Genomic DNA, 17,495 nt, shown 5'->3' on the forward strand with positions numbered 1-17,495 from the left:
GTGCTACTTTGCTGAACCGGTGTGTCCGCTTCGTGCAGCTAAGCCGTCGCTCGGTAATGAGGCTGCGAATGTCTGCAACGGGTCGGAAGTGGCCGGTTGGGTAGCAATTCCAAATGTATAACTGTTTGCGCATTTCTGCAATTTCCAACCACAGCACCTAAAGCGATCATATCCATCGGCCACTAAATTCCAACCAAGCGCAAATTTGTTGATGGTCAAAACAACCGGCAAAAACTTTGGCGTTTCCAACCACGTTATACACATAGCCAAACAAATTTACCCTTTTGCCAAGCTGAGAGCCTTGTGAATTGGCGTTCTACGATGATACATGCTGAAGATCCAGTGAATACGCCACTCTTCAGGCGTATAAGGTGTAGATTGCCGTCCCATGAGGCTTTCAGGGCAGTAGCCCTGTTTATTCCTCCAGGTTCAATCCGGATTGTTCAAGGTTTTTTCTGCGCAACCTGTGCGACCCTGCGGCCCGTGAGCCTCGTAGTTTCACAGATAAACACCCCGTAATATCCCGAGGTCACAGCACTTCGATTAACGACTAATCTACGCTAGGAGCCGGGTACGGACAGGCGTCACGGCAAGCAGAGTTGGGCGCGGGCCGCTGAGCGGGCGTTCGACTTGGGCTGGTTTCCTGGCCAATGATTCATAACACCATTTATTCAGTGAGTAATCATGAAAATACCACGCATTCTTGATCGGTCGGTTGATGTACGTGCCATGGGTATGGTTGTTCTTGCCGCCGGCACTCTTCTCTCTGGCTGCGCGACCGATAATGCGGCATCGAGCGGCGCCAACGTAACCGCCTCTGACAAGACACGCATGACCAAGAGCGGCTTTTTGTCCGACTACGCGAAATTGAAACCAACCGCGTGGGGTGAAGGGATCGAGTGCTGGCGCAACCCCAAGCTTGATGCCAGGAACTACGACAAGGCGCTGTTCTCACGCATCTTCGTATCGCTCGCACCGCCTAAAGACGGTAGCGAAGAGCAGATGATCGATCCTGCCGACCTGAAGACGCTCACCGACTACTTCCACGACTCGCTGGTCAAGGCGCTGAAGCCGCAGATGCAGATCGTCGACCAGCCGGGAGCGGGTGTCGTGGTCATCCGGATCGCGTTGACCAATCTGGTGCCGACCAAGGTGAGCAACAGCGTTGCCGGCACGCTGATCCCATTCGCCTTTGTTGCCGAAGCAGGCTCCGGCGTGGCCACTGGCAGGCCAGCGGGGTCCACACCCTATCTGGGAGAGACCAGCATGGAGATGCAGTTTCGTGATGGCGTATCGGGCACCGTTCTCGGTGAGTGCAGGGACACCCAGATCGGGCGCAAGTACGCCGCCGACGTCAATTCGGGTGCGGATGGCGCAGCAAAGACCTGGGCAAACGGCTACCTGAACTCGTTCCAGGCCTGGTCGTACGCCAAGAATGCTTTTGACAAATGGTCACTGCTTGTTGCGCAGCGTTTCGCTGAATTGCGCAACCCACAACCCTTGTCGAAGTGAGCTGACAACAAGTGAGCTGACAATTTATCCGCTTCGCCTGACAGCATGACAAAACAATCGTTCACTGCACTCGTAACTTATCAAGTTTTCTTATGTTAACATTCTACGAAATGTCCATACTGGGAGCGGTCATGAAGCGCAGCGAATTACCACATTTCCTTGGTGCGAGCGCACTCCGTAAAACCACCATCGCGTTCGCCATCCTGGCCCTGCTATTCACCTCGGCCTGTGGCAAGTCCACCCCGCCCCCGCCGTTGCCACAGGTTGTCGACGTCATCACCGTCACGCAAAAGGACGTCCCGATCTACCGCGAATGGGTCGGCAGTCTTGACGGCGACGTCAACGCCACCATCCGCCCGCAAGTTACCGGCTACCTGATCAAGCAGAACTACCGCGAAGGCGACGCCGTCAAGAAAGGGCAGACGCTCTTCGAAATTGACCCGCGCACCTTCCAGGCCACCGTCGACCAGGCCAAGGCCGCGCGCAGCCAGCAGCAGGCCAACTACGCCACCGCCGCCGCCAACCTGGCGCGGGTCAAGCCACTGGCCGAAAAGAACGCGCTCAGCCGCAAGGATCTCGACGACGCCACCGGCTCCGAACTGCAAGCCCGCGCCCTGCTCGACCAGGCCATCGCCGCGCTCGACACCGCCAAGCTCAACCTCGGCTTCACCCGCATCGTCTCCCCGATCGACGGCATCGCCGGGCTGGCCAAGGCCCAGATCGGCGACCTGCTCAGCCCCGGCTCGCCGACCGAACTGACCACCGTCTCGACCGTCAACCCGATCAAGGTCTACATCAACATCAGCGAGCGCGAGTACCTGAAGTTCCTGGAAACCGCCGGCACCCGGGGCAAACCCGAAAACATCCCGCTGGCCCTCATCCTGCTTGACGGCAGCACCTACCCGAAAACCGGCAAGTTCAGCCTGTTCAACCGGCAGGTCGACCCGACCACCGGCACCTTCAAGGTCGGCGCGCTGTTCCCCAACCCCGACTCACGCCTGCGCCCCGGCCAGTTCGCCAAGATCCGCGCCACCTTCGCCGTGCACAAGGACGCCCTGCTCGTCCCCCAGCGCGCCGTCACCGACATCCAGGGCAAATACCTGATCGCCGTCGTCGGCGAAGGCAACAAGGTCGAAATCCGCCCGGTCAAGCCCGGCGAACGCATCGGCTCGGACTGGATCATCAGCGAAGGGCTCAAGCACGGAGAAACCATCGTCGTCGAAGGAACGCAGAAAGTCCGCCCCGGCGCCATCGTCAATCCCAAACCCTACGCCCCCGAAGCCACCCCCGGCGCCAGCCCCGGCGCGAACACCGACGCCAAGCCAGCGCAGCCCGCGGACAAGGGGTAAGCCGCCATGTCCAAGTTCTTCATCAACCGCCCGATCGTGGCGATGGTCATCTCGATCCTGATGACCATCATCGGGCTAGTCGCCATGTCCGGCCTGCCCATCGCCCAGTTCCCCAACATCGTCCCGCCCGAAATCAAGGTCAACAGTACCTACACCGGCGCCGATGCGCTGACCGTCGAACAGGCGGTGGCCACCCCGATCGAGCAGCAGATGTCCGGCGTCGACAACATGAACTACATGTATTCGATCAACGCCAACAACGGCCAGTCGACGCTGACGGTGAACTTCGACATTGCCACCAACGCCAACACCGACCAGCTACTGGCCCAGATGCGGCAAGGGCAGGCCGCCTCGCAACTGCCCGCCGACGTCACCAACTACGGCGTCACCGTGCAGAAATCGACGTCCTCGCCGCTCATCATGTTCGCCCTCTACTCGCCGAACGGCACCTACGACAACATCTTCCTGGCCAACTACGCCTACATCAACATCAACGACCAGATGACCCGCGTCAAGGGCATCGCCAGCATCACCATATTCGGTGCCGGCCAGTACGCCATGCGCCTGTGGGTCAGCCCCGACCAGTTGGCCAAGCTGAACATCACGATCCCGGAAATCGTCAACGCCGTCAATTCCCAGAACACCGTCAACCCGGCCGGCACGGTCGGCGCCGAACCGGTGCCGAAAGGCCAGGAATTCACCTACGCGGTACGCGCGCAAGGGCGCCTGCAAAGTCCGGAAGAATTCGGCGAAGTGGTCCTGCGCGCCAATACCGATGGCTCCATCGTTCGCGTCAAGGACGTCGCGCGCATCGAACTCGGCGCCCAATCCTACAGCCAGCAAGGCCGGCTCAACGGCAAGCCGGCGGCGCTCGTCGCCCTCTACCAGTTGCCCGGCGCCAACGCCCTGGAAGCCGCCGGCGGCGCCAAGAAGATGATGGAAAAGATCAAGGAAAGCTTCCCGCCCGACCTCGACTACGTCGTCGCCCTCGACACCACGCTGTCGGTGACCGAAGGCATCAAGGAAATCAAGAGTACGCTGATCGAAGCCCTGCTCCTGGTCATCCTCGTCGTCTTCGTCTTCCTGCAGGGCTGGCGCGCCACGCTGATCCCGCTGCTTGCCGTGCCGGTGTCACTGGTCGGCACCTTCATGCTGTTCCCGGCCTTCGGCTTCTCGATCAACACCCTCTCGCTGTTCGGACTGGTGCTGGCCATCGGCCTCGTCGTCGATGACGCCATCGTCGTCGTCGAAGCCGTCGAACACCACATTGAACACGGCATGACGCCGAAGGAAGCGACGCTGCGGGCCATGGAGGAAGTCACCGGCCCGGTGATCGCCATCGCCGTCATCCTGGCAGCAGTGTTTGTGCCAACGGCCTTCATCCCCGGCATCACCGGCCAGCTCTACCAGCAGTTCGCCGTGACCATCGCCATCTCGGTGATCATCTCCGCGTTCAACGCGCTGACCCTCAGCCCGGCACTGTGCGCCCTGCTCCTCAAGCCGAAGGTCAAGGGTACGGGACCGCTGCAGAAGTTTTACGACTGGTTCAACCGCGGCTTCGGCCGCGTCACCGACGGCTACGTCGGAGTCTGCCGCTTCGCCATCCGCAAGAGCCTGCTCAGCCTCGTCTTCCTGGTCGCCGTCGCCGCCTCGGCCGGCTTCTTCGGCAAGATCGTGCCGGCCGGCTTCCTGCCCGACGAAGACCAAGGCTACGTCTTTGGCGGCGTCCAGCTCCCTGACGGCGCCTCCCTGCAACGCACCAGCGAAATCGCCCGGCAGGCCGAAGAACTGATCATGGCCACGCCGGGCGTCAAATACGCCACCACCGTCGTCGGCTACAGCATGCTCAGCCAGGTCTCGAATACCTACAGCGCCTTTTTCTTCATCACCCTCAAGGACTGGTCCGAGCGCAAGGCGCCGGAGGAACAGTACGGCGCCATCAAGGCCGCGCTGACGCAAAAGCTCGGCGGTCTGAGCGGCGCCATTGGCTTCGCCTTCCCGCCGCCGGCCATTCCCGGTGTCGGCACCTCGGGCGGCGCCACCTTCATCCTCGAAGATCGCGCCGGCAAGGACATCGAGTTCCTCGCCGAGAACACCACCAAGTTCATCGAAGCCGCCAAAAAGCGCCCTGAACTGGTCGGCGTTTCCACCACCTTCCGTCCCACAGTGCCGCAGATATTCATTGACGTCGACCGTGACCAGGTGCTCAAGCAGGGCGTCAATATCGGCGACGTATTCAAGACGCTGCAAAGCTTCCTCGGCAGCGGTTTCATCAACTACTTCAACCGCTTCGGGCGGCAGTGGCAGGTCTATATCCAGGCCGAAGGCGATTACCGGACGAACATCGAGAATATCGGCCAGTTCTACGTGCGCAACGCCAAGGGCGAAACCGTCCCGCTCTCGGCGCTGACCTCGATCCGGCATATCTCCGGGCCGGAATTCACCATGCGCTACAACCTCTACCGCAGTTCCCAGATCAACGCCTCCGGCGCGCCCGGCGTCAGCTCGGCGCAGGTCATGCGGGCGCTCGAGGAAGTCTTCGCCGAAACCATGCCCAAGGAAATGGGCTACGACTACATGGGCATGTCGTTTCAGGAGAAGAAAGCCCAGGAAGGCATTTCGCCGATGGTTATCTTCGCCTTCTCGCTGCTCTGCGTCTTCCTGATCCTGGCCGCGCAGTACGAAAGCTGGTCGTTGCCTTTCTCGGTGCTGCTCGGCACGCCGATCGCGGTGGCCGGTGCCTTTGCGGCCCTGCTGTTGCGCGGACAGGAAAACAACGTCTACGCGCAGATCGGCCTGGTCATGCTGATCGGCCTGGCCGCCAAGAACGCCATCCTGATCGTCGAGTTCGCCAAGATGGAAGCCGAGAAAGGCGAGCGCACGCTGATCGAAGCCACCCTCGAGGGTGCGCGCTTGAGGTTGCGGCCGATCCTGATGACCTCGTTCGCCTTCATCCTCGGCTGTGTGCCGCTGGCCATTGCCCAGGGCGCCGGCTCGATTTCGCGGCAGGTGATGGGCAGCACGGTGATCGGCGGCATGCTGGCCGCCTCGTTCATCGCCATCTTCATCGTCCCGGTCACCTTCTACGTCGTCGAGAAACTCGGCCACAAGGGCGAGGTGCAGCCACCGGACAACAAGAAACCGGCGGATGCCACCCATACCACCACCAAGGAGGGCGGCGAACATGCGTAAAACTGCCCTGGCCAGTTTGCTGGCCCTGCTGCTCAGCGGCTGCATGATCGGCCCCGACTACTTCCGCCCGACGGTGGACACCCCGCCGGCCTGGCGCGTCAGCGACCAGGCGGCCAGGGATCTGGCCAATACTGCGTGGTGGGAACAGTTCAACGATCCGGTGCTGAACGACCTGGTGGCCACCGCGCTGCGCGAGAACAAGGACCTGATGATCGCCAGTGCACGCATCGAGGAGTTCGCCGGGCAATACGGCATCACCCGTTCCCAGCTCTTTCCGCAGCTCGGCGCCGGATACAACGTCGCCAAACAGAAAAGCACTATTCCCGGAACCACCGTCAAGGGAACCTACAACACCTACGACGCGCTGCTCAGCGCCAGTTGGGAAATCGACCTGTGGGGCAAGATCCGCCGCCAGAGCGAAGCGGCACGCGCGCAGATCGTCGCCAGCGAGGAAGGCAAGCAGGGCGTCATTCTGTCGCTGGTTGGCAACGTGGCCACCGCCTACATCAACCTGCGCGACCTCGATCGGCAGCTTGAAATCTCGACCAGCACGGCAGAAGCCCGTGGTGCGTCCTACAAGATATTCCAGGATCGCTTCGAGGGCGGCGTCATCTCGTTGCTCGAACTGAGCCAGAACAAGTCGCAGTACGAGGAAGCGCTGGCCACCATTCCATCGCTCGAAAAATCGATCGCCCAGCAGGAAAACTCGCTGAGCCTGCTGCTTGGCCGCAATCCCGGGCCGATTGCGCGCGGCAAGAGCATCGACCAGTTGAACCTGCCGACCATTCCGGAAGGTCTGCCGTCCAGCCTGCTGGAGCGTCGCCCGGACATCCGCCAGGCGGAACAACAGCTGATCGCGGCCAATGCGCTGATCGGCGCCGCCAAGGCCTCCTACTTCCCGAGCATTTCGCTGACCGGCCTTTTTGGCGTGGCCAGCGGCAGCCTGTCGAACCTGTTCAATGCCTCATCGCGCATCTGGCAGTACGCCGGCGCAGTCAACCTGCCGATCTTCACGGGCGGCAGCCTCGCCGGGCAGTTGCTGGTCGCCGAAGCGCAGCAACAACAGGCGCTGTTCTCTTACCAGAAGACGATTCAGAACGCTTTTGGCGAAGTCAATGATTCGCTGATCGATCAGGACCGGACGCGCGTCCAACTGGCCGCCCAAGGCCGGCAGGTCGAGGCGCTGGTGCAGTACGCGGAAACCGCGCGCTTGCGCTACGACAATGGCTATACCAGTTTTCTCGAGGTGCTCGACGCCGAGCGCAGCCTGTTCAACGCCCAGTTGCAATACACGCAAACGCAGCAGACGCAGTTGCAGGCGATGGTCAATCTGTACAAGGCGATGGGCGGCGGCTGGGTGGCCGAGGCGGAGAAGATGAGTGCTCCACCGGCGGCCGGGAAGTAGGCTGGAAGGCGCGTCAATCGGCGATCTGCAGTGGGTATCCCCTGGGAGCACCGTGAATGGTGGCTTCCATTGAATCGTGCCTGAAGATGGCCGTATTCATTGGCTTGCAGGCTGTTGTGCGAATCTGAAATAAATTTTTCCAGTGAAATCCTTATTGCATCATTTACGACGTACCGGGATGGCATGAATACTCGTTCTGGTTTTCTGAATGTGGCGCTTGCCGGTTTGCTTGTCATCGGAGCGCTGGCTCATGCCGCCGAAGGAACGCGACCGCGCATCGGTCTGGTTCTCGGTGGTGGCGGGGCGCGCGGAGCAGCGCATATCGGTGTGCTCGAGGTTTTGGAGAAGCTGCGCGTGCCGGTCGATTGCGTGGCGGGGACCAGCATGGGTGCGCTGGTTTCCGGTGCTTATGCCGCCGGGCTGTCACCGGCCGAAATGCGCTCGGAACTGGCCAAGGCCGACTGGAACGACATGTTCCAGGACAACCCCAAGTACTCCGAGATCAATTACCGCAACAAGAGCATTTCAACGCGTTTCATGCCGGGTTCTGAAACCGGGATGGGCGAAAAGGGCATTACCTATCAGGGCGGGATTGTCTCCGGGCAGAAGATCAAGCTTTTCTTCAACCGCCTGGTGCATTCAGATCAGGGTGAGCGCAACATCGAATCGCTGCCTTTGCCCTTGTCGATCATCGCCACCGATATCGGCAATGGCGACAAGGTGGTGTTTCGCGAGGGCAGTTTGACCAAGGCCATGCGCGCCAGCATGTCGGTTCCCGGCCTGATGGCACCGGTCGATCATCAGGGGCACAAACTGGTCGATGGCGGGCTGGTCGATAACGTGCCCATTGCCGAAGCGCGCGAGCGTTGTCAGGCCGATATCGTGATTGCCGTGAATGTCGGCTCGCCACTGATGAAAGCGGAAGATGTCGGTTCATTGCTCACGGTGTCGGTGCAGATGGTCAATATCCTGACCGAACAGAACGTCACCCGTTCGATCGCCTCCCTCAAGCCGACCGATATTTATATCAAGCCCGATCTGGAGGGGATTACAGCCGGTGATTTCAGCAAAAGTTCGGAAACGGCGGATCGCGGTAAAAAGGCGGCGGAGGAAGTGGCCGAGCGTCTGAAAGCGTTTTCGGTGAGCGAAGAAACCTACGCCGCATGGTCTCAAAAAATTGCATACAGCAGAGACGGGCATGACGGTCCGCCCATTGACGAAATCCGGATTGCTCAGATGAAGGTGGTCAATCCGTCGGCGGTCGAGCGGCATCTGCGGGTCAAGCCCGGAGACCGGATCGACGATGCGAAGCTCAATCAGGACATGTTGCGTGCCTACGGCGATGGCTGGTTCGAGGGTGTGGACTATTCAATGCTAAGCGAACGGGATCGCAACATCCTGCGTGTGACGCCAGTGGAAAAAAGCTGGGGACCGGATTACCTGCGCTTCGGCGTGAATCTGTATACCGATTTCAAGCAGGACTCATCCTTTACCCTGCGTGCTGCCTACGACAAGACCTGGCTTAATAGCCTGGGGGGAGAACTTCTCGTCATTGGGCAAATTGGCCAAAATAATGGGCTGATCGTGGACCTCTATCAGCCGGTTGAGGATAAGCAGCGTTATTTTCTGGAGTCATCGGCGTCATATAACGCAAGTACCACCAACATTTATCAGAATGACAAGAAACTGGCGGAATACGGGGTCACCAAGGGCAACGCTTCGGTTGGTGCAGGGGTCAATGTGGGTCTGCTCGGACAGCTACGCGTCGGCTGGCGGCAGACCTGGCTGGACGCGAGTCTGGAGACAGGGGTTCCATCCCCCATGTTTCCGGCCAGCGGTGACAGATCCTATGGTGGGGCCTACGCCGGACTGGATTTTGACCAGATGGATCGTTTGTATTTCCCCACCTCTGGCTGGTCTTCCCGGCTCGCTTATTTCGATTCGTCAAAGGGAGGCTACAGCAAGGTTTTTGCCCAGTTGATGGGCGCTTATTCCCTGGGGGATTATGTGCTGAACGCAAGACTCAGCTATCAGGGCTCACCCAAAGGCGAGTTGCCAGTCTACGATGCCGGCACTCTGGGCGGCCTCAACAACCTGGGTGGTTTTGCGGAGGGGCAGTTGATTGGCGATGACATTCGCTACGCCGGCATTCGGGCCGAGAAAATTATCGGACGCTTGCCGATGGGCCTGCGCGGTGATATGCGCATCGGGATGTCGCTCGAAACCGGCAAGGTCGGGAAACCCTATACTGAAACGCAGCGTACGGGATGGATGAATTCAGCATCTGTTTACCTCGGCGGTGAGACACCGATCGGGCCGGTCTATCTTGGCTATGGGCGATCCGATGCCGGCGCCTCCAGTTTTTACCTGTTTCTTGGAACACCCTGATAAAGGAGAAATATCATGCTTGGAAGATTCCTGGTCAGCATCGCATTCGCCCTGAGCCTCACCCTGTTGGGCAGTTCTCCAACGTTTGCCAAGGACAGCAAGGAAGCGCAGCGGGCGGAAGTGCGCAAGACCAGCCAGAAGATCCTGAACCAACTCTATCGTGTCAGTCCCTCGGCCAAAGGAGCCGTCGCCTCGACCGCCGGCTATGCCGTGTTCAGCAACTTCGGCATGAAATTATTTTTAGCCGGTGGCGGCGGCGGGTCAGGAATGGCCGTGAATAACGCCACCAAAAAGGAAGTTTTCATGAAGATGGTCGAGGTCCAGGCCGGGCTGGGTTTTGGCGTCAAGAAATTCAGCGTGGTATTCATCTTTGAAACGGAGAAGGCATTGAACGAGTTCGTCAACTCAGGCTGGGAGTTTGGCGGGCAGGCCACGGCGGCAGCAACGGATGGGGGCCGAGGCGGGGCGTACCAGGGCGCTGTTTCGGTGATGCCTGGCGTGTGGATGTACCAGATGACCGACAAGGGGTTGGCGCTCGAACTTACAGGCAAAGGAACCAAGTATTACAAGAACGATGACTTGAATTGATGGTCTGTTCAATTCAGGGCCAATGATCGATGGTTTGTTATTTTTTTGATTTTTACAAGGAGTCTTCCATGAAACACAAGCTTTCAATGATTGTTGCAGTTCTCGCGGTTTTACCTTCACTGGCCTTGGCGCAGATGGCACCCACTAGTTCGGTAGTTGTACAGAAGGAGAAAGGCGCGGTGCGGACCGCCGAGTCTGTCACCCTGCAAGGTGCCATTACTGCCATTGACCAGGAAACCCGGCGCGTGACCATCAAAGGCGGGAGCGGCAATGAACTGTCATTGGTTGCCGGCCCCGAGGTGAAAAACTTTGCGCAGTTGAAAGTCGGCGATATCGTGACATTGAACTTCGTCCAGTCACTGGCGCTTGAATTGAAAAAGGGTGGCAATGCGTTACGACAACGTACGGAGAGTGGCGAAACAGTGAGTGCCAACCCAGGCGAGAAGCCGATGGGCGGAGAGGCCATGAAGGTTCGGGTAATCGCGGATGTGACGGCGGTCAACAAGAAAACCGGAATGGTCACCTTGCGCGGCCCTCAACGGACGCTTGATTTGAAGGTCAAGGACAAAGCCATGTTGAAGGATATAGCCGTTGGCGATCAGGTCGAGGCCAACTATGTCGAGGCCACCGTGATTTCCGTCAGGGCAGCCAAGCCTGCCAAGGCAGTGAAGTAAAGAAAATCTGAACTTCGAGAGGCGGCTGCGGCACCTTGGCGCTGAGGCATCGACAGTGGGTCGATTGCCAGAGCGAATTCAAAGTCGGGATATTGACATGAAAGTGACAAAACGAACCCTGTACCTGCTGGCGTTGTCTGTTGCCCTGATCGCAGAGGCGAGTGCGCAGCAATTTGTTTACCCGGCCAAGGGGCAGTCAGCGCAGCAGCAAAAGAGTGACGAGGCGAACTGCTATTCCTGGGCGGTCCAGCAAAGCGGTTTCGATCCCGCGAAGCCGCCGCCAGCGCAAGCTGCGGCACAGCCAGCAACGACGGCAACAGGAACGACCCCGGGTGCGGGAGCGCGTGGTGCGGCACGGGGTGCGATTGTGGGTAGCGCCCTTGGCGGGGATGCCGGCACCGGCGCGGCGGTGGGTGCCGTTGCCGCACGTGGGCAAAGCCGCCGGCAAAATGCCGCTACTGCACAGCAGGGGCAGCAACAGCAGCAGGCCGCCACTCAGCAGCAACAGGCAAGCTTCGGTAAGGCGCGTGCGGCGTGCCTCGAAGGTCGCGGATACACCGTCAAATGAACCATCAATACCGCATCCAATACCAAACGGCTCCTCCAGCGTTCCCGGTTGGTGCTCTTGAGCTTGTAATTGCGGCTACACCGCCAACCCCGGCGGGAGTTAATCGACAGGAGGTTGCAGGGATGAAAACCATTTGTTTGAACTTGGCCAGGAAGGAAATGCGCTCACTTGTTGGCAAAATACTTTTGGTGTGGATGCTGTTTTTTGCTGCCGGAAGTTTCGCTCAGGCTCCGGCCGCCAGCGGTGGTGCCCCACCGCCCATGAGCGCCGCCCAACTCGACCAACTGGTGGGGCCGATTGCACTTTATCCGGATGACCTGATCGGTATCATCCTGCCAGGGGCGACCTATCCGCTGGACATCGTGCAGGCGGATCGTTTCCTCGACAAGCGGAAGAAAGACAAGAATCTGCCGATCAATGAAGCCTGGCACGAGTCGATCAAGTCCCTTCTCAACTACCCCGATGTGGTCAAGAAAATGAGTAATGAACTCGATTGGACGACCGCCCTGGGTGAAGCGGTGGTTGCCGATCAGGGCGCCGTCCTGGCGGCCATTCAGCGTTTTCGGCGCCAGGTTCAAGCGGCGGGCAATCTGAAATCCGACGACAAGCAGAAGGTCATTGTGGAGAAGGAAGTCATCCAGGTGGTTCAGGCCAACCCTGAGGTGATTTATGTGCCGCAGTACAACCCTTCGACCATCGTTGTTTCAGGTGGGTATTCGAGTTATGGCTATTACCCGGCGCCTTATCCGGTCTATTACTACCCCTACGCGCCAGGCGCCGCCTTTGCTACCGGCCTGATCTGGGGCGCAGCGATTACCGCCGCGTGGAGTGGTGGCCACTATGCCACACACTATGGCTACGGGGGCGGCAACAACAATATCAACGTCAACCGCAATACAACTATCAATAACGCCAATGTTAACCGTGCCTCAGCGCAGGGAACGGCCTGGAAATCCGAAAAGAAACCGGGTCAAGTCAGCAGCGGCGCGGGTCGCACGGGCAATACGGCGCGTGTCGGTGATGCACAACGGGGTGGCGGCGGAGCAGCAGGTGCTGGTGGAGTAGGTGGTGTAGGTGGTGTAGGTGGTGTAGGTGGTGTAGGTGGTGTAGGTGGTGGAAGCAATCTGGCCGGCGGCGGCGCTCGACCTTCAACCCAGCCAGCATCACGGCCGAGTTCAGGCTTGAATGACCGATCGCCTTCCTCTGCACAGGCCGGCGATCGGAGTGCTCAGAACCGTGGCGGAGATGCCTTTGGCGGCTACGGCTCGGGTGGTGCTGCGCGAGCCGATAGTTCGCGTGGCGCGGCGAGTCGCGAGTCGATGTCGTCGTCAGGGCGCGGGCAATCGTTCCAGGGCGGCGGTGGCGGAAGTCGTTCATCATCTTATGGCGGAGGAGGCGGTGGCGGTGGTCGTGCCTCCATGGGTGGCGGCGGAGGTGGTGGCGGAGGTGGCGGAGGTGGAGGTCGCGGTGGTGGTGGCCGTCGTTAAGGAGAACGAGATGACTAATATCAAAACTGCCAAAAGGATTTCCATGCTCATTCAACTCTCACGGTTTGCGTCGGCGCTTCGCGGCCTTGTGCTGGCCATGCTGCTATCGATCCCGTTGCTAGGTATCGCTGCCGAACAACAGACCTTTGCCACGCCCGACGAGGCGGTGAGTGCACTGATCGCAGCTTTCAAGGCCGATGACGATGCCGCGTTGATCTCGATTTTCGGCGAGCAGCACAAGCGTCTGGTGGTTTCGCCGGATCGGGCGGAAAACACGGCTTCGCGGGCCAAAGCGCTGGCCGCGCTACAGGCTTTTCATGTGCTCGAAGAGTCTGGTCCTGATCGTCGCACCTTGTTGATCGGTGACGAGGCCTGGCCGGTGCCGATTCCGCTCGTGCGTGAAAAGGGTTCCTGGCGTTTTGCCACCGAACTGGGCGAAAACGAAATCATCAACCGTCGGATCGGTGCCAATGAGCGGGAAGCGATTGCTGTTCTGCGCGCCTATCTCGATGCGCAGCGGCTGTACGCTGCCAAAGACCGTAATGGCGACGATGTGCTGGAGTACGCCCAGAAGCTGGGCAGTTCGCCCGGCAAGCAGGATGGCCTCTTCTGGCCGGCGGATACGGCCAAGGGCGAAGAAGCCAGCCCCTTCGGGCCGCTGATCGCAGCCAGTGCGGAGTATCTGAAAGGGCATAAAACGGGTGATGCTTTCCGTGGCTACCACTTCCGAATCCTGACGCGGCAGGGCAAGAACGCTCCTGGGGGCGCATTCAACTATGTCATCAACGGCCACATGATCGCTGGTTTTGCCATGGTCGCCTATCCTGCCGAACCGGGCGTAAGCGGCGTGATGACCTTCATCGTCAGCAATAACGGGAATATTTACCAAAAGAATCTCGGGAAGAACGCTGCGCTGATCAAGGAATTCAACCCGGATGCATCCTGGAAGAAGGTAGACGATCCGTCTTGAGTTAACGCAAGTTGGCTTGAGCTTGCTCTGGTCGAGAAAGGAGTATTGCGGATGAGGTTAGTGGCCTGGTTCATGGTGGCGGCTGTTGTGTTCGTAACGGATACGGCGGCCGCCGACTTCGGCAGCAAGGGCGGGCCTGAACCAGTCAACATCGACGAGATTGCCAGCCTCCTTCGACAGGACCCCTACGATCTGGAGTTACTGATCAGTTTCGGCACCTCCAAGGGCGGCTCGGCCGGGCACCTTGCCTTGGCTGTCCGGGACGAAGTTCTTGGCGATGATCGGGTCTACTCAGCCAACTTCTATGCCGACCGGTCGCCCAGGCACGAGAGCGGCTTCTACACCGAGGATCTGATGATCAGCGTTCCGAAGAAGGAGTACCTGTTCAAGACGGTATCTTCGCTCGGTGACACCGCCTCGTTTGGCCTCGACTTCGGCGAAATTTACAAGCGATCGGTGATCGGTGTACGCGTTTACGGCGTGCCGGCTGGCGAGAAGGGCGCCGTAATGGCTTTTTTCAGTCGCCTCAATGACGACTATCACCATCAGGCAAAAAATACCGAGTACCACGACGGCGAAATCAAATACGACTACATGCGCCTCAACTGCGCCAAGACCATTGGTTCTGCTTTCAGATTTGGTGCCGGGTACAGCGATCTGGATATCCCCAGCGCAAAGATATTCACCCGGCGGAGGGTGGTAGTGGCCGCCAAGGCCAATATTCCCACCGAGATGGCAATGAAACTCGTCAAGGAGTGGAACAAGCGCGGGTACGGAATGGACGTGGTGCTGTACAAGAAATACAGCGGCTCGACCTACGTGGATCCACATGAGGAAGAAAGGGTGGCGTTCAAGGACCTGCCCAACCGTTTTCCTTCGGTTCTGTCTCGGGACTTTCGCAGGGAGGAGGGCGCGTACGAGGATTTCGACAACCTCTTCGCCATGTACCTCCTCTACAACATGGGCAAGTACAGCGTGCGGGTGAATGACCAGACGAAACTGCTTGAGATAGAGAAGAGCAAGAACCCAATAGGCTACGCGGAGGCCGCCGAACTGGCCACCCGGAGCGCCAGTCTGGATAGCGAGAAGTTCCGTCGGAATCTTCCGTTCGAGCCGAGCGGCACAAGGATCGGCGAAGCCGCGGACAACACTCACCTTTACAATTTCACGGACGACGGCGACAAGAAGGCTTTACCCTAGGTACCCTGGGCACGGTAAATTTGTTCTGCCGATAACCCATTGATTTACCGTCATTCCGGGTCAAGCCCGGAATGACGGCGGATGGTAGAACAAATTTACCTTGGTACCCTGGGCGGTCGTGCTTGACGACATGATGAAAAATGATTCGAATGGATGCTGATACCCAAAATGGTTAAAAGGTTAGCAATTGCGGGATTGTTGATTATCGCCCTTGGTGCTGGTGTCGTTGCCTGGGTCTGGTATCCGTGGGTATTTTCGCCGCACTACACGATTCACATCGCGACCGGTCCGGTCGGCAGTTTTGGGCAAAAATTCATTGCGGCGTTTAAACGTGAAGTGGCGGAAGGGCACCCCCGCGTCCGCCTGGCTTTGGAGGAAGCCGGGAGCCTTCAGGAAAGTGCCGAAGCTTTTCAAAGCGGCAAGTTCGATCTCGCTGTTGTCCGCAGCGATCACCCGGCAGCGGCCAGTGGAGGTACGGTTGTAGTATTAAGACGAATTTCACTGGTCATTATTGTTCCCGCCAATTCGCACGCCAAATCAATGAAGGATCTTGTCGGAAAAAAGATCGCTGTTCTTGAAGGCACGCCGGACGACGATCCACTACTGCGGACGGTAATGGATTTCTACAGCATTAAACCGACCGACCTCGCCAAGACGGCGCAGGCCGATGTCGGGGCAGCGCTGCGCAGCAAGCAGGTGGCGGCTGTTGTCGTCATCGGCTCCGCCGGACCGGGGGCGATTGCAGAAGCCGTAAAAGCAATCATCAAGGCGACAAACAAGCCGCCGAAATTGATTGATCTGGAAGCAACGGAAATTGCCGCACAGCACCCTTTATACGAAGAAATAACCATTTCTCCAGGAGCGTTTTTGGCGGCTCCCGCCATCCCTGGCGAAGACTTGACGACGGTAGCGGTAGCCATTCGGCTGGTGGCGAAAAATTCCATGTTGAATGACGTCGCTGGCGAGATTACGCGGTTGCTGCTGACAACCCGAGCCAAGCTCGCCACGACTTTGCCGCAAGCCGGCCAGATTGAAGCGCCGGACACCGACAAGAAAGGTGTGCTTCGCGCCCATCCGGGCGCCGCCGCCTACATTGATGGCACTCAGGAGACAATTTTTGATCAGGCCATGAACCAGCTTTTTAATTTTTCGATTATTGGCGGTGTGCTGGGTTCGCTCGCGCTATGGTTGAGCGGCTTCTGGCGGAGGCATCGTCCTGATGAGATACAAAAGAATCTCGCGCGCCTGCCGGCCATGATGCGCGAGGCAAAATCAGTCCCTCTCGATCAGTTAAGCGCCATCGAGGAAGAACTTGATGCGCTATCGGGATGGCTGCTTGAGCGGTTCGTTCATGAAAAGATTGCGCCGGACCGGATTAGCGGCGTTGCGGTCATCATTTCCCATATTCGTCTTCTTATCGAACGCAGACGAAAGCTCACTTAAGCGCAGCGATATTGTCAGCAAATGGTCACCGATATACGTCGGAACCGCTGCAAAACCCCTCCCGACCTCCCCTTGTCAGGGGAGGGGCAACCGGACCGCACCGCTTGACTCCCCCCTGACAAGGGGGGCTGGGGGCAATGCTCTCAACGTAACACTCTTTTGTCATTGTAATTATTTGTAAGCATGTGATTTATGTGGCTTTTGTTTAAATATTCGAGGGCATGATCGGTTTGGTTTTACCCTGACGAGATTACGGATTAATTCACTGAAGACGGTGTCGATGTTTGCGAGGGCGTCGAGACCGAAAACGAGCCAACGACCGAGAGTTCGCTTGATTTGGACGAAGGTATCAGCGCGGTTGATGATGTAACGGCCACGGACGTCAGCATCGAGTGAGTCAGCGGCGGCATAAACGGCCAGAGCGTTGATATTGTCACAAAGGATTTTGGCCGCAAAATCCTGTTGCGCGGCAAGCCAGGTCAAACCTGAAGTATGTTCAAGTGAAAGGCGGTGTTTGATGCGCTTGAATGCTTCTTCGATCCGCCACCTGGAATGGTAGAGCGCGCTGAATGCGGCAGCGGGATACTGCACAAGATCAAGGAGCGAAGTGATGAGTACGCGGACTTCGTTTCCGAATAGCTGACGCACGAGACGCACAGTGGATGGTTTGCAAACGATTCCGTAGGGTTGAGCCGATTTTGCGGAAGGTGCCGGTAGCG

13 protein-coding genes are annotated in these 17,495 nt (G+C 58.7%); 12 read left to right on the forward strand and 1 reads right to left on the reverse strand.

The features are described 5' to 3' along the window. Positions 1–684 precede the first annotated feature (684 nt). The 12 genes from ACOYNV_RS04160 to ACOYNV_RS04215 all read left to right on the forward strand — a co-directional run bounded on the left by ACOYNV_RS04160 (position 685) and on the right by ACOYNV_RS04215 (position 16,776). Complete coding sequence (locus tag ACOYNV_RS04160) at positions 685–1,512, forward strand: DUF3313 domain-containing protein (RefSeq protein ID WP_422898484.1); 828 nt, start codon at positions 685–687, stop codon at positions 1,510–1,512. A gap of 131 nt (positions 1,513–1,643) precedes the next feature. Then, positions 1,644–2,861 carry an efflux RND transporter periplasmic adaptor subunit gene (locus ACOYNV_RS04165; protein WP_422898485.1) on the forward strand — a complete coding sequence of 406 codons (1,218 nt, stop codon included), beginning with the start codon at positions 1,644–1,646 and terminating at the stop codon, positions 2,859–2,861. Between the two features lie 6 nt (positions 2,862–2,867). Continuing rightward, complete coding sequence (locus tag ACOYNV_RS04170) at positions 2,868–6,053, forward strand: efflux RND transporter permease subunit (protein ID WP_422898486.1); 3,186 nt, start codon at positions 2,868–2,870, stop codon at positions 6,051–6,053. Then, positions 6,046–7,458, forward strand: coding sequence for an efflux transporter outer membrane subunit (locus ACOYNV_RS04175; protein WP_422898487.1), 1,413 nt, complete (start codon positions 6,046–6,048; stop codon positions 7,456–7,458). Before ACOYNV_RS04170 ends, ACOYNV_RS04175 begins: the two co-directional genes overlap by 8 nt. 183 nt (positions 7,459–7,641) lie before the next feature. Then, a complete protein-coding gene (locus ACOYNV_RS04180; protein WP_422898488.1) occupies positions 7,642–9,846 on the forward strand; it encodes a patatin-like phospholipase family protein in 2,205 nt (734 codons plus the stop codon). Between the two features lie 15 nt (positions 9,847–9,861). Further along, complete coding sequence (locus ACOYNV_RS04185) at positions 9,862–10,434, forward strand: YSC84-related protein (protein WP_422898489.1); 573 nt, start codon at positions 9,862–9,864, stop codon at positions 10,432–10,434. Positions 10,435–10,502: 68 nt separating this feature from the next. Further along, positions 10,503–11,108, forward strand: coding sequence for a hypothetical protein (locus ACOYNV_RS04190; protein WP_422898490.1), 606 nt, complete (start codon positions 10,503–10,505; stop codon positions 11,106–11,108). 97 nt (positions 11,109–11,205) lie between these two features. Then, positions 11,206–11,676 (forward strand): hypothetical protein, encoded by a 471-nt coding sequence (locus ACOYNV_RS04195; protein WP_422898491.1) that lies wholly within the window; start codon positions 11,206–11,208, stop codon positions 11,674–11,676. Positions 11,677–11,798: 122 nt separating this feature from the next. After that, on the forward strand, positions 11,799–13,163 hold the full coding sequence (locus ACOYNV_RS04200; protein ID WP_422898492.1) for a DUF3300 domain-containing protein: 1,365 nt from the start codon (positions 11,799–11,801) through the stop codon (positions 13,161–13,163). Between the two features lie 10 nt (positions 13,164–13,173). Beyond that, complete coding sequence (locus tag ACOYNV_RS04205) at positions 13,174–14,133, forward strand: DUF2950 domain-containing protein (protein WP_422898493.1); 960 nt, start codon at positions 13,174–13,176, stop codon at positions 14,131–14,133. Positions 14,134–14,184: 51 nt separating this feature from the next. Next, on the forward strand, positions 14,185–15,333 hold the full coding sequence (locus ACOYNV_RS04210) for a hypothetical protein (protein WP_422898494.1): 1,149 nt from the start codon (positions 14,185–14,187) through the stop codon (positions 15,331–15,333). A 168-nt stretch (positions 15,334–15,501) separates the two neighbouring features. Next, positions 15,502–16,776 carry a TAXI family TRAP transporter solute-binding subunit gene (locus tag ACOYNV_RS04215; protein ID WP_422898496.1) on the forward strand — a complete coding sequence of 425 codons (1,275 nt, stop codon included), beginning with the start codon at positions 15,502–15,504 and terminating at the stop codon, positions 16,774–16,776. A gap of 171 nt (positions 16,777–16,947) precedes the next feature. Here the strand turns inward: ACOYNV_RS04215 and ACOYNV_RS04220 are convergent. Continuing rightward, positions 16,948–17,495 (reverse strand): transposase (locus ACOYNV_RS04220; protein ID WP_422898495.1); only part of this gene is annotated, 548 nt, incomplete at its 5' end.

It is taken from the genome of Propionivibrio sp. (assembly GCF_049316945.1).
GTDB lineage: Bacteria > Pseudomonadota > Gammaproteobacteria > Burkholderiales > Rhodocyclaceae > Propionivibrio.